At 62.2% G+C, this 12,928-nt stretch carries 10 protein-coding genes; 9 read left to right on the forward strand and 1 reads right to left on the reverse strand.

All coding sequences use genetic code 11. The features are described 5' to 3' along the window. Positions 1-217: 217 nt before the first annotated feature. Complete coding sequence (locus HX868_RS30125) at positions 218-847, reverse strand: LysE family translocator (protein WP_177005367.1); 630 nt, start codon at positions 845-847, stop codon at positions 218-220. 627 nt (positions 848-1,474) lie between these two features. Here HX868_RS30125 and HX868_RS30130 point away from each other — a divergent pair. From HX868_RS30130 to HX868_RS30170, 9 genes are read left to right on the forward strand one after another with little or no spacing between them, the layout of a single operon-like run. Further along, positions 1,475-2,914, forward strand: a complete 1,440-nt coding sequence (locus HX868_RS30130; RefSeq protein ID WP_177005368.1) for an undecaprenyl-phosphate glucose phosphotransferase — start codon at positions 1,475-1,477, stop codon at positions 2,912-2,914. Continuing rightward, entirely contained in the window at positions 2,914-4,374 is a 1,461-nt protein-coding gene (locus tag HX868_RS30135) for a mannose-1-phosphate guanylyltransferase/mannose-6-phosphate isomerase (RefSeq protein WP_177005369.1), read from the forward strand. Before HX868_RS30130 ends, HX868_RS30135 begins: the two co-directional genes overlap by 1 nt. Position 4,375: 1 nt before the next feature. Further along, the gene (locus HX868_RS30140; protein ID WP_177005370.1) at positions 4,376-5,287 is read left to right on the forward strand and encodes a glycosyltransferase family 2 protein; all 912 of its coding nucleotides are present in this window, start codon (positions 4,376-4,378) and stop codon (positions 5,285-5,287) included. A 29-nt stretch (positions 5,288-5,316) separates the two neighbouring features. After that, positions 5,317-6,093 carry a polysaccharide biosynthesis/export family protein gene (locus HX868_RS30145; protein ID WP_095015418.1) on the forward strand — a complete coding sequence of 259 codons (777 nt, stop codon included), beginning with the start codon at positions 5,317-5,319 and terminating at the stop codon, positions 6,091-6,093. 14 nt (positions 6,094-6,107) lie between these two features. After that, complete coding sequence (locus tag HX868_RS30150; RefSeq protein ID WP_016974830.1) at positions 6,108-8,099, forward strand: GumC family protein; 1,992 nt, start codon at positions 6,108-6,110, stop codon at positions 8,097-8,099. Continuing rightward, positions 8,099-9,289 (forward strand): glycosyltransferase, encoded by a 1,191-nt coding sequence (locus HX868_RS30155; RefSeq protein ID WP_177005371.1) that lies wholly within the window; start codon positions 8,099-8,101, stop codon positions 9,287-9,289. The genes HX868_RS30150 and HX868_RS30155 overlap by 1 nt, the downstream gene beginning before the upstream one ends. After that, a complete protein-coding gene (locus tag HX868_RS30160) occupies positions 9,279-10,607 on the forward strand; it encodes a GH39 family glycosyl hydrolase (protein ID WP_177005372.1) in 1,329 nt (442 codons plus the stop codon). The genes HX868_RS30155 and HX868_RS30160 overlap by 11 nt, the downstream gene beginning before the upstream one ends. An 8-nt stretch (positions 10,608-10,615) precedes the next feature. Further along, positions 10,616-11,833 (forward strand): glycosyltransferase family 4 protein, encoded by a 1,218-nt coding sequence (locus HX868_RS30165; RefSeq protein ID WP_177005373.1) that lies wholly within the window; start codon positions 10,616-10,618, stop codon positions 11,831-11,833. Next, positions 11,824-12,927 carry a glycosyltransferase family 4 protein gene (locus HX868_RS30170; RefSeq protein WP_177005374.1) on the forward strand — a complete coding sequence of 368 codons (1,104 nt, stop codon included), beginning with the start codon at positions 11,824-11,826 and terminating at the stop codon, positions 12,925-12,927. Before HX868_RS30165 ends, HX868_RS30170 begins: the two co-directional genes overlap by 10 nt. Position 12,928 lies beyond the last annotated feature (1 nt).

Below are 12,928 nucleotides of genomic sequence, written 5' to 3' on the forward strand. Positions count from 1 at the left end.
GGTAAACCGGCAGGGATGCCGGTTTAGCCGCCCCGCGCCATGGATGGCGCGTGGCGGCGGCCCCCCAAATCACTGTCGGATTACGGGCACACCGAGCCTAGGCGAGGTGCCGAGTGTTGGGGCAAGAGCCTTTTGGTTACTTTTGGGCTCCTTTCAAAAGTGACCCGCCGTAAGGGCGGAACCAATAGCCGCCATCACCCAAATAACGGATATGTACTCAGGATGGCCGAGACATCACCGCCAAACGCACCGCCAGCACCGTCAGCACCGTCGCCAACCCCCACTTCTGCAACCAGGCACCTTTCGAGCGCCTGGCAAAAAACCGGCTGAGCACTCCACCAAACACCCCCAGCAGCACATGAAACACCGCTGCAATCAAAGTCAGCACGCCCCCCAGCACCATCAACTGCACCGCAATAGACCCCACTTCTGGTCGCACAAACTGCGGCAAGAACACCAGAAAAAACAACAACGCCTTGGGATTGAGCAAACTGTTGAGCATGGCTTGCAGAAACACCCGCCCCAAGGGCACGCGACTGACATGCACCGCGTCGCCCCCAGTATTTTTCTGCAACGTCTTGAACACCAACCACAACAGGTAAACCACCCCGGCATACCGGATCAGGTCAAAGGATGGCGGCCAACTGGCAACCAACGCCGTCACCCCGGTGGCAGTCAAGGCGGTCAGCAACAGATCCGCCACGCCAATGCCCAGAGCCGACGCCATTCCACCGCGCCAGCCGTGGGTCACGCCATGACTGATCACAAAGGCCATGTTCGGCCCCGGTGATAACAGCAACAACAGCACCGCACCGGAAAATACCGTCAGGGTCGCAAGGTCGATCATGCTCAAAGCCATCCACCGGAAAAAGCCTGCAGATTAGTCGGTGTCCTTGGAGCGGACAAAAAATTGTGCTGGATACAATGTTCTGCGGTAACTGCGAATGGCCAGGCTACTACAACACTGTCAGCACTGCCTCGCGAGGCAACTTCTACGGTAAACCGCATCATTTCATAGTTACTGTTCCAGACAACTTCCCTTCAGGCGAAAGCCCCGCAGACAGGGCACTGAGTGCGCCCTGCCACCCCCTGTCTGTCCCCCTTTCCCACCTCGTCTCGAAAAAGGTTTTTCCTTTAAGCAGGAAAAATCTCACATTTGTTCCTACACTCAAAAACACACCTGATAACCGAGTGTTCAGACAAGGAACGTCAAGAAAATGCCAAAAAAAAAGACTCATTAACCGGTCTAGCATGCAGCCTCCGCACCATCGTCAAATCATTGACTAAGCACAGTAAGGGAACACTCCTTTAGTCACTACCCCCGCAAAATCCCTTCAAATGGATAGCTGCATTTGGATTGGAAAGTTGCGTATTACCCAGAGTAGCCCGTTTGACCTGCGCTCTAAAGCAACCTGCTGCTTTATTGAGCGAACAATCAAACAGCGAAGCCTGGAGTGCAATGAGGGATGTTTTTATGCGAGAGAAGTCGTCCGTCGACAGTTTGTTTTTAACGCGCGCCGGTTTTGTTGAGTTCTTTGTAGTTTTCGTCAAGTTGATCCATGGCCTCACGGCCATTTTGCCCCCACTGGTCCTGGTACTCTTCCTGGACCCGATGGACCCTGAGCTGCGCGCCCACTTCCTGGGCCTGCTGGTTTTTTTCGCGGTCCTGACCATCATTCTGTTCCAGGCCCTGGGTATCTATTCCGAAGAATTGTTCAGCAACCGGCTGCGCCTGAAAACCAAGATCAAGGCCTGGTCGGCGGCCTTCTGTTTCCTGCTGTTCATGTACCAGATCCTGCAGATGTTCCCGCAATTGACCCCACGCAATCTGGTGACATGGTACGTGGCCAGCCTGGCGCTGTTCTGCGTGGAGCGCCTGGTGATGCTGCGCCTGTACCGTCGGCTGATGCGTGCCGGAAAATACCTGCAACGCACGGTGATCCTGGGTTTTACCGACACCGCCGTGCACGTCGCCGATCACCTGCAGCGCAACGGGGATATCCGTTCGGGGCTGATCGGTTTCATTGACGACCGCACCGAGCGCATTCCCAAGGAGCTGAGCAACCTGCCCCTGCTGGGTAATACCCGCGACCTGGAAAAGCTGATCCGCGCCGAGCAGGTCAACCAAGTGATGATCTGCCTGCCCTGGGCCGCCGAACAACGCATCCACGGTTTGGTCAACCGCCTGCGGCAGTTATCGGTGAACGTGATGCTGGTGCCGGACATGGCCGCCCTGCGCTACGGCCACAGCAAGATCACCGATGTGGGCGGCATCCTGATGTTCAACACCTCGCAATTGCCGTTGCGCGGCTGGTCGCCGGTGATCAAGCGCTGTGAGGATTTGCTGCTGGCCAGCCTCGCGCTGGTGTGCCTGTCGCCAGTGATGCTGGCAACCGCGATTGCGATCAAGCTCGACTCCAAAGGCCCGGTGCTGTTTCGCCAGAACCGCTACGGCTATAACGACAATGAAATCCGCGTGTTCAAGTTCCGCTCGATGTTCACCGACCAGAGCGACTTCACCGCCGAACGCCAGACCACCCGCGAAGACCCGCGCATCACCCGCGTGGGCCGCGTCATCCGCAAGACCAGCATCGACGAGCTGCCGCAACTGTTCAATGTGCTGCTGGGCAACATGTCCATGGTCGGCCCGCGCCCACATGCCACGGCAACCAAAGCGGCGGGCGTTCCCTTCGAAGTGGCGGTGAGCGAATACAGCTCACGGCACCGCGTGAAGCCGGGTATCACCGGCTGGGCGCAGATCAACGGTTACCGGGGCGAGACCGACACCCTGTTCAAGATCCAGAAACGGGTCGAGTACGACCTGGAGTACATCTCCAAGTGGTCGGTGTGGTTTGACTTGTACATCGTCTTCATGACGGTCCCGGCCGTCCTTTCCACCAAGGAAGTCTATTGATGAACACACTCAACGGATTAATTCCCTGCATCATTTCCGGTGGTTCGGGCACGCGGCTGTGGCCGGTGTCTCGGCAGAACATGCCCAAGCCGTTCATGCGCATGCGTGACGGCCAGAGCCTGCTGCAGAAAACCTTCCAGCGCGCCGCCAAATTGCCCGGCGTGGAAAGCGTGTTGACGGTGACCAACCGCGACCTGCTGTTCCGCACCCTGGATGACTATCGCCTGGTCAACAAGGCCCACCTGCCCCTGGACCTGCTGCTGGAGCCGTTCGGCCGCAACACGGCAGCGGCGATCGCCGTGGCAGCGTTGCACGTGCAGGAACACTTCGGCGGTGATGCGCAGTTGCTGGTGATGCCCGCCGACCATTTGATCCTCGATGAAGTGGCATTCGCCGAAGCGGTGGCCCAGGCCCGCGACCTGGCCGAGGCCGGCTACCTGGTGACCTTCGGCATCCAGCCGGATCACCCGGAAACCGGCTTTGGCTACATCGAACAAGGCGAGCCATTAAGCACAGGCCATCGGGTCAAACGCTTCGTCGAAAAACCCGACCTGGCCACCGCTCAAGGCTACCTCGATGGCGGCAAGCACCTGTGGAACGCCGGCATGTTCTGCTTCAAGGCCGGCACCCTGGTGGACGAACTCGCCACCCATGCACCCGATGTGCTGGAGGCCGCCCGCGCCGCGCTCGACCACAGCCAGAGCCTGCAAAACAAAACCTCGCGCCAGCGCGAACTGGACTCGGACGCCTTCGGCCGTGCGCCGGATGTTTCCATCGACGTGGCGCTGATGGAGAAGTCCAAGCAAGTCGCCGTGGTGCCCTGCGACATCGGCTGGAGCGACATTGGTTCCTGGGAAGCCCTGCGCCAGCTCACCCCGAGCGACGCCCATGGCAACCAGGTCAATGGCGAAGCGATTCTGCATGACGTGCACAACTGCTACATCGACTCGCCCAAGCGCGTCCTCGGTGCCGTGGGCGTGCGCGACCTGATCATCGTCGACACCCCGGACGCCCTGCTGATCGCCGACGCCCACCGCAGCCAGGATGTGCGCTACATCGTCGCCGAGCTCAAGCGCCAGAACCATCCAGCGTACAGCCTGCACCGCACCGTCACGCGGCCGTGGGGTACCTACACCGTGCTGGAAGAAAGCAGCCGCTTCAAGATCAAGCGCATCGTGGTCAAGCCCCAGGCGTCGCTGTCGTTGCAGATGCATCACCACCGTAGCGAGCACTGGGTGGTGGTCAGCGGCGCCGCGCAAATCACCAACGGCGAGCGTGAATTCCTGATCAACGCCAACGAGTCCACCTACATTCCCGCCGGGCACAAACACCGCCTGACCAACCCCGGCATCATCGACCTGGTGATGATCGAGGTGCAGAGCGGCGAGTACCTGGGCGAGGACGACATCGTGCGCTTCGACGACATCTACGGGCGCGCCCCGGCAGAAGTGAAAAAATAGTATGCGCACGTCACTGATCATCCCGACCCGTAACGCTTCCAGCCACCTGGCGCGCCTGTTGCCGGCACTGAAGATGCAGACTCTGCAACCTGACGAGATGCTGGTGGTGGACAGCGCCTCCAGTGATGACACCGTGGCGCGCTTTCGCGAATTCGGCGCACGGGTCGAGGTGATCGACGCGCGCGACTTCAACCACGGCGGCACGCGGCGCTGGGCCAGCGAACAAGTGGCCGGCGATGCGCTGATCGTGATGACCCAGGATGCGATCCCCGCCACTCCCGAAACCTTCGCCAACCTGCTCGCCGAATTGCAGCAGGACCCGCTCAACGGCGTGGCTTACGGCCGCCAATTGCCGCATCCAGATGCGGGTGTGCTGGGTGCGCAATCGCGGCACTTCAACTACCCCGAGCAGAGCCGTAGCAAGAGCCTGGCCGATGCGCCGGAACTGGGCATCAAGACCTGCTTCAGTTCCGACTCGTTTTCCGTGTACCGACGCAGCGTGTTGCAAGCGGTGGACGGTTTTCCGGCGGATGTGATCGGCAGCGAAGACGCCTATGTCGCGGCACGCATGCTGCTCGAAGGCTACAAGGTGCGCTACGCCGCCACGGCGCTGGTGCATCACTCCCACGATTACAAACTCATGGATGAGTTTCACCGCTACTTCGATATCGGCGTGTTCTACGGTCGCGAACCCTGGATCAAACAGGCCTTTGGCGATGCGGGTGGCGAAGGCAAGCGCTATGTGCTGGCCGAACTCGCAGCCTTGCGCAAAGCCGGGGCCTTGCACCGCGCCCCCGAAGTGCTGTTGCGCAGTGCGTTCAAACTGCTCGGCTACCGGCTGGGCCATCTGGAGCGTCGCCTCCCCCTCGCCCTCAAGCGGCGCATCAGCATGTTTCCCGGTTATTGGAGGTGAGCATCATGACCCACAGGAAATCCCCCTTGATGAAACGAACCCTGCTCGTCGTGGCCATGATGGCCCTGGCCGCCTGCAACACGCCGGCACGCATCGTCCCGCCCGACGGCAAGACTGTCGAGGAAGGCAAACGCGCTCTCGACCAGTTGGCCCAACTGCCACCGGCGGTGGAGCGCATCCGCATCGGCGACCAACTGCGCATCGTGCGCGATGCCGGCGAGATGCCCACACTGTCGGCGTTCAACGTCAGCACCATTTATGAGCTGACGCTGTACACGGTGCAGACCGACGGCAAGATCAACTATCCGTTCCTGGGTCCGGTGCAGGTCGCGGGTCGCCCACCTTCGGAGCTGGCCAAGGAGTTGACCAGCAAGCTCGCGCCCATCTACCGCGAGCCACGCGTGACGGTGAACATCAACCAGGCGCCGGGCAGTTCGATCATCGTCGGCGGCGCGGTGAACAACCCGACGGCGGTGCAGCTCGGCACGGCCAACACCCTGGAACAAGCCATCATCGGTGCCGGCGGCGTCAGCCCGGCGGGCAACGCGAGCATGGTCGCCCTGCTGCGCGAAGACGCCCAGGGCGCGTATCGCGCGTACTTTTTGGACTTCAGCCAGTTACTCAAGACCGGCCCCAACGGCCGCAAACCCGTGCATCTGCAACGCGGCGATGTGGTGTTCGTGCCCAAATCCAACGTGGGCGAGCGCATCCAAGGGGTGGATACCTACATGAACCAACTGATCCCGTTCACCAAGTCCATTGGGGTGGGCTACAACTACACCCGAACCAGCGGCGGCAATAACTAAAGGAGCGACATCCCATGATCGAGATCCGTTCTTTTCGTGATCTTCTGCGCTTGTTCTTCATCTTCCGGCACGAGTTCAAACTGGCGGCGATTGCCGCGCTGGTGATCATCCTGCTGGGGGCGTTCCTGCTGCCGGCCAAGTACGAATCCACCGCGCGCCTGCTGGTGAAACCAGGGCGTGATTCGACCTTGCCCATCGAGATCAGCAACCGCCAGGCGCTGGTGATGCCCAGCACCCAACGTGACCCGATTGTCGACGAGGAGCGCCTGCTCACCGGCCGGCCTATCGTGCGCGCGGTGGCCGAGCATTACCTGGAAGTGATCGAAAACGCACCGCCGCCCGAGGGTTTCTGGAAGCGCACCAAGTACTACGTCAAAAGCGGCGTGGGGGCGGTGTTCGACGGCGTGCGCGTGGTCATGGAAACCGTCGGCATCGTCGAAAAAACCACGGCGGTCGAACGCCTGGCCGCCGGCCTGGAGAAGAACTTCGAGGTGAGCCACGCCGCCGGTTCCACGGTGATGGACATCACGTTCAAGTGGAGCGACCCGGAAATCGCCCAGGCGGTGGTCAAGGATTGGGTCGAAACCTACATCAACGAGCGCACCGAGGCCCTGGGCCGCAAGAGCCTGTATGCCTTCTATGAAGGCCAGGTGGCCAACAGCGCGACCGAGATCAAGAGCTACAAGGAACAGATCCTCACGCACCTGAACCAGATCGGCGCGGCGAGCATCACCGACCGCCTGGAAGACTTGTCCGAGCGCATCAACGTACTGCGCGGCGAGACCTTCAATACCACGCGGCTGATCGCGTCCTCCGACAGTGCCATTGCGAGCACGCGCACCCAGCTCAAGGGCCAGCCCAAGGAAGTCACCACGGTGCGCCAGATCGCACTGAACCCGCAGCAGCAGGATTTGCGTCGCCTGCTCAACCAGAAGCTGCTGGAAAAGGCCGACATGATGCGCACCTACACCGACAACGCGCCGCCGGTCAAAGCCCTGGACGCATCGATTCGGGCCATGCAGGTACAGGTCAACAGCGAGAGCAACACGGTGCAAGCCTCGGAAAACCGTGCGCCAAACACCCTGGAAATTCACTTGCAGCGGGTGTTGCTGGATGAAACCAGCAACAACCTGGCGCTGCGCACCCAACTGGTTCAACAGCAGAAACAACTGGTGAACCTGGAAGCCCAACGCAAGGAGGCCCTGGAGATTGAACCGGAGTTGGCCCGCCTCTCCCGCGAGCTGAACACCACCGAGCGCAACTACGCGCTGTACGTGGATAACCTGGAAAAATCGCGCATCGACCGTGAGCTGGATAACAGCCAGATCAGCAACATCGCGGTGATCGAAGAAGCCACCCTGAACCCGGGCCGCATCTTCCCGAAAACCCTGGTGATGCTGGTGTTGGCGATCCCGTTTGCCATTGTGGTCGGCCTGCTGGTGATCTACCTGTGCTACCTGCTCGATCAGCGGATTCACGACGGCGGCCTGGTGGAACGCAAGTTCGGCCTGCCCCTGTGGACCACCCTGCCGGAGCTGGACACCTCCACCGCGCAAAGTACCAACGCGTTCAATGCGAGCATCTACCGCTTGTACAGCCTGCTGCAGCCCGACCGCATTGCCGAGCAGGGCCTGACCCTGGGCCTGACCTCGGCGCGCCATGGCGAAGGGGTGACCTTTGTGGTCGAACAACTGCGCCAGTTGCTGCACGAGAACGGCATCAACGTACGGGTCGGCGGGCTGGAAGCCGCAGCGCCCGGTGAAGTGGTACTGCTCGACGCCTCGGCCCTGCTGGACAACCGCGAGGCGTTCATCAACCTGCGCCGCGCCGACCTGATCGGCCTGGTGGTGGAAGCGCGCAAAAGTACCGTGCCGGTGGTGGAACATGCGTTGTCGATCCTCAACACCGCGTTTGGCAAGGTGGATGGCATCATCATCAACCGTCGCAAGTTCGAAGTGCCGGGCAAAGTGCTGCACACCATCGGCAAGTACCGGGGAGCGTTCTGATGCGTATCGCCCTGCTCGCGCCCTTGCCACCGGAAAAGAACGGGATCGCCGACTATGCGAACCATTTCCGCACGGCACTGGAAAAACTCGGCGTGACGGTGCTGACACCGTTGGCCGGGGTGGCGGGCAATTCCGAGGCGATCCAGCAGGCCATCGCGGCGTTCGACTGGCAGTCCGTCGACCTGGTGCACGCCGAGTTGGGCGGCGGGCGGCTGGGGGAATTCCTGGCCTTGCGTGAACTGCGCAAGGCTTACCCGCAGTTGCCGCTGACGGCGACCGTGCATGACCCGGAGCGCATCGTGTGGCGGCGTGAACACCTGCCCTTCCCCTTGAACCTGATGGAACGTTTGCCGAGCCCGTTGCCCCAGGCGGCAGTAGTGCTGGCCGACCCGCTGACCCTGCGCGAAGAACGCCAGGTCGCCAAAGGGCTGACCCGGCTGGTGACCCTCACCCGCCTGGGCGCCGACTGCTTGACCGAGCGCATGCAACTGCCGGCGGGCAAAGTCGCGGTGATCAACCACGCCAACCTGGCGATTGCACCGGCGCCTCTCCCGTCGCTGGACACCCTGCGGCTGCTGTATTTCGGCTTTATCTACCGTGGCAAAGGCATCGAGGACCTGGTGCAAGCCTTGGCGGATGTGTTCAAGCAAGCCCCCGAATTGCGCGACCGCGTGCGCTTGACCCTGGCCGGCGGCACCGCCGCCGAAATGGCGTTTGGCGCGGGCGGCAACTACCTGGAACAGCTGAACGCGCAGATCGCGGCATTGGGCCTGACCGACGCCATCGACTGGCGTCTGAACCTGCCGGCCGATGAGATCGCCCAGACCATCCAGGCCCACCATGTGATGGTGCTGCCCTATCGCGAATCGAAAAAACTCGGCTTGCTGGGGCGCCAGCGCGGCACCAGTGGCGCGTTGTCCTGGGCCACCGCCTGTGGGCGCGGCGCGATCACTTCCGATGCGCGCGCGTTCGCCGAGGAAGTCGCCAGCGGCAACGGCGCGATCTATCCCGAAGGCGACGTGGCCGCGTTGGGCGAACAACTGCTGCGCCTGGCGCGCACGCCACTGCTGGCGCGGGATTGGGCTGAGCGCGCCGGGGAAATCGGTCGCGAACGCCTATGGCCGTTGACCGCGCAGAAATTCAAACAGCTCTTCGAGCAGGCCATCAGCGGAGGCCCTTATGGCGCGTAAACGCACCTACCTCGCCACCTTTGCGGTGGTGGCCGCACTGGGCTTGACCGCATTCTTGTGGGGACGCCAAGCGGACGCCGAAAGCCATGTGCTCAAGGGTAGCAAGGAGGTGGTATGGAAGGATTTCCTGGGGGTGAATGCGCAGTTCCTGTGGTTCAGCCCCGAGCGTTACCAGAAGCAGATCGACCGCCTCAAGGCGCTGGGCCTGGAGTGGGTGCGCCTGGATTTGCACTGGGATCAACTGGAAACCGCGCAGAACCAATACAAGCTCGCCACCCTCGATGAACTGGTGGGCAAGCTGCAACAGAACCAGATCAAGTCGGTGTTTTACCTGGTGGGGTCGGCACGCTTTATCACCAGCGCGCCACCGCTGTCGCTGTACCCGGACCAGTACCCGCCAAAAGATCCCAACGTGTTCGCCAACCGCATGGCGCTGCTCTCCCAGCGCTACCCCAGCGTCGAGGCCTGGCAAGTCTGGAACGAACCGAACCTGATCGGCTTCTGGCGCCCGGTAGCGGACCCTGCCGGCTACGCGAACCTGTTGACCGTCACCACCAACGCCTTGCGCGCCGTGAACCCGACCAAACCGGTGGTCGCCGCCGGCATGGCGTTCTTCAGTGAAATGCCCAACGGCCAGACCATGTTCGACGCCTTGGGCGCGCTGGGCGTGGTCAGTCTGAACACGATCATCTCCTACCACCCCTACACCCAATTGCCCGAAGGTAACGACCCGGCCAACCTGGATTTCATCGCCAAGACCACCCAGCTCAACCAGGCCCTGCGCAACGGCGGCGTGCAAACCTTGTGGAGCACCGAGTGGGGCTGGTCGACCTACAAGGGGCCCAAAGACGCCCAGGACATCATCACGCCCCAGGCGCAGGCCGACTACGTAGTGCGCCGCCTGGCGCTGATGAGCGCGATGGATTACGACAAGATTTTCCTGTTCACCTTGAGCGACCTCGACCAACGCGCCAGTGTGCGTGACCGTTCGTATGGCTTGCTGGACATCGACACCAACCCCAAGCCGGTCTACACCGCGCTGAAGAACTTCCTCGATGTCAGCGGACCGAAGCTCACGCCGGGCGATCCGCCGGCTGCCGACGCATTGCCCGACGGCTTGTTCAGCATTGGCTGGACCCGCACAGACGGGCGCAAGCTGTGGTTCTTCTGGTCGGCCCAGGGTGGCAACGCGCACTTGCCGGGCTTGGCCAGCGCCACGCTGTACGACCCGCTGCGCGGCACGCAAACCCCGGTGAGCGGCACCAATGGCCTGACCGTTCCGGTCAAGTCGAACCTGCAAATTCTGTTATGGGAGTGAGGCCTGCCATGCGCATTTTATGGATCCTGCCCTACTCGCCCTGGCCCGCCACCAGCGGTGGCAAGACGCGCCAGTTCCACCTGCTGCGCAGCCTGGCCGCGCGTGGGCATCGGATCACCTTGCTGCTGCATGACAAACACCCGGTGTCGCTCACCGACCGCCAGGTGCTGGAGGCGTTTCTCGAACAACTGATCATCCTGCCGCGTCGCCCTCTGCGCAGCGTGAAGACCCTGATCGCCGGATTGTTCGCGCCCTACCCGCTGCTGGCCAGCGTGAATGGTTTGTCGGGGGCGTTGCAGGACACGTTCAACCAACTGCTCAACGAACACTGGGATGTGGTGCAGATCGAGCACACATACACCTTTCAACCGTATGAAGATGCGCTGACGCGTAAATCCCAGCCGTTCGTGCTGACCGAACACAATGTCGAATCCGCGCTCGGCGCGGCCACTTATGACCGCCTGCCAGGCTGGTCGCTGCCCTTCATTCGCTATGACCAATGGCGCTATACCCGCTGGGAACGCCGGGTGATGCGTCAGGCCACGCACGTGGTGGCGGTCACCGACAGCGATGCCAAGACCCTGGAAAAAATCGCCGGCAAACCCGTATCGGTGGTGGTCAATGGCGTGGATTGCGATCACTTCGCCGCCGCCCGACCCGACCCTTCGACCCGCCGCGTGCTGTTTCTCGGCAACTACGAATACGCGCCCAACGTCGACGCCATCGAGTGGGCCCTGGATGAAATCCTGCCCAAGGTCTGGGCGCGTTGCCCGGACGCGCGCATGAGTGTGTGTGGGTTCGGCATGCCGGAGAGTTGGCGTGAGCGTTGGCCGGATCCGCGCATTGAATGGCAGGGTTTTGTGCCGAACCTGCTGAAATTGCAGTCGAGCTGTTCGGTGTTTCTGGCGCCGTTGCGCCATGGCGGCGGTTCCAAGCTCAAGGTACTGGAGGCGTTGGCCGCCGGCTTGCCCTTGGCGAGTACCGAGCAAGGCGTGTCGGGGTTGGACCTGGTCGAAGGCCTGGATTACCTCGGCGGGCAGACCGCCGTGAGTCTGGCCGACGCCGTGGTGCGCCTGCTGCAATTTCCCGACGCCGCCGCGCCCATGGGCGAAGCTGGCCGTGCCTATGTGCGACGCGCCCATGACTGGGGCGTCGCCGCCAGCCAGTTGGAAAAGGTGTACGCCAGCCTGTCGCCCCTGACTCACAAGGAGCCCGCATGCGTGTAGGCCTGGATTACCGCACCGTCGGCACCTCGCCGCAATCGGGCATCAGCCGCCAGGTGTACGCGCTGGAAAGCGCCCTGCACGGTCTGCCAGGCATCGAGCTTGAGCGGTTTACCGTGGCGCCCCTGGGCGATGAAACCCGCTTGCACGCCCATTGCCCGGCCTGGGGCTGCGCCAAGACTGCGATGCACCAGCCGCAGAATCGCCTACGGTTCGAGGCCGGTTTTCTGCCGCGTGCGTTGCGTGAACAGCAGATCGACCTGTACATCAGCACCTTCAACATGGGCCTGCCTTTGCCGCCCAAGCCGAAGGGGCTGCGCACGGTGGTGCTGTTGCATGACCTGTTTCAGATCACGCTGAACAACTACCACGCCAACCGCCTGAAGGCGCTGATCTACAAGACCAGCGATCGCCTGTCGATTGCCTACGCGGTGCACAGCGCAGACCGGGTGTGGACGCCGTCGCAATACAGCGCCGATGAGACTGCACGGTTGTTTCCCAAGGCGGCCGGCAAGATTCGTGTGCTGCCCAATCAGGTCGATGATTTTTCCGCGCTGGCGGCGGACCTCAGTGCCCGCCAGTTACCCGAGCGCTATTGGTTGCTGGTGGGCACGCGTGAATTGCGCAAGAACGTGCCGTTCTTGGTTGACGCCTGGCAGCAGGCGCGACAGCAATCCCCTGCCGTGCCGGAGTTGGTGCTGGTGGGCAGCCTTGAGCATTTGCCCGAGGCGCAGCGCACCCTGCCGGGGATTCGTGCGCTCAGCGGTGTGTCGGATGCCGAGTTGCACGCGCTGTACCGCCAGGCCTCGCGCCTGTGGCAGCCGTCCTATGCCGAAGGTTTCGGCCTGCCGGTGATCGAAGCCTTGAGCGTCGGCACCCCGGTGGCGGTGGCCAGCGGCACCTCGCTGGATGAAATCACGCCGCCGTCGGCGCCGCGTTTTTCGCCCACCGACGGCCCGGCGTTGACGCATTTGATGCTCAGCCTCAACGAGCGCGGCGAAGAAGAATCACCCGAGCAAAACCGGGAATGGGCGCAGCGTTTCAACCAACACGCCTACCGCCGACGCCTGGCCGAATTGATCGAGGAACTGAAGTGAG

Origin of the sequence: Pseudomonas reactans (genome assembly GCF_013385825.1) — a bacterium.
In the GTDB taxonomy this organism is placed as follows: Bacteria; Pseudomonadota; Gammaproteobacteria; order Pseudomonadales; family Pseudomonadaceae; genus Aquipseudomonas; species Aquipseudomonas reactans.

Bases quoted from the DNA above. Each gene is read 5' to 3' on its own strand.
- HX868_RS30125 (WP_177005367.1), bottom strand. From the start codon at position 847: ATGATCGACCTTGCGACCCTGACGGTATTTTCCGGTGCGGTGCTGTTG.
- HX868_RS30130 (WP_177005368.1), top strand. From the start codon at position 1,475: ATGCGAGAGAAGTCGTCCGTCGACAGTTTGTTTTTAACGCGCGCCGGT.
- HX868_RS30135 (WP_177005369.1), top strand. From the start codon at position 2,914: ATGAACACACTCAACGGATTAATTCCCTGCATCATTTCCGGTGGTTCG.
- HX868_RS30140 (WP_177005370.1), top strand. From the start codon at position 4,376: ATGCGCACGTCACTGATCATCCCGACCCGTAACGCTTCCAGCCACCTG.
- HX868_RS30145 (WP_095015418.1), top strand. From the start codon at position 5,317: ATGAAACGAACCCTGCTCGTCGTGGCCATGATGGCCCTGGCCGCCTGC.
- HX868_RS30150 (WP_016974830.1), top strand. From the start codon at position 6,108: ATGATCGAGATCCGTTCTTTTCGTGATCTTCTGCGCTTGTTCTTCATC.
- HX868_RS30155 (WP_177005371.1), top strand. From the start codon at position 8,099: ATGCGTATCGCCCTGCTCGCGCCCTTGCCACCGGAAAAGAACGGGATC.
- HX868_RS30160 (WP_177005372.1), top strand. From the start codon at position 9,279: ATGGCGCGTAAACGCACCTACCTCGCCACCTTTGCGGTGGTGGCCGCA.
- HX868_RS30165 (WP_177005373.1), top strand. From the start codon at position 10,616: ATGCGCATTTTATGGATCCTGCCCTACTCGCCCTGGCCCGCCACCAGC.
- HX868_RS30170 (WP_177005374.1), top strand. From the start codon at position 11,824: ATGCGTGTAGGCCTGGATTACCGCACCGTCGGCACCTCGCCGCAATCG.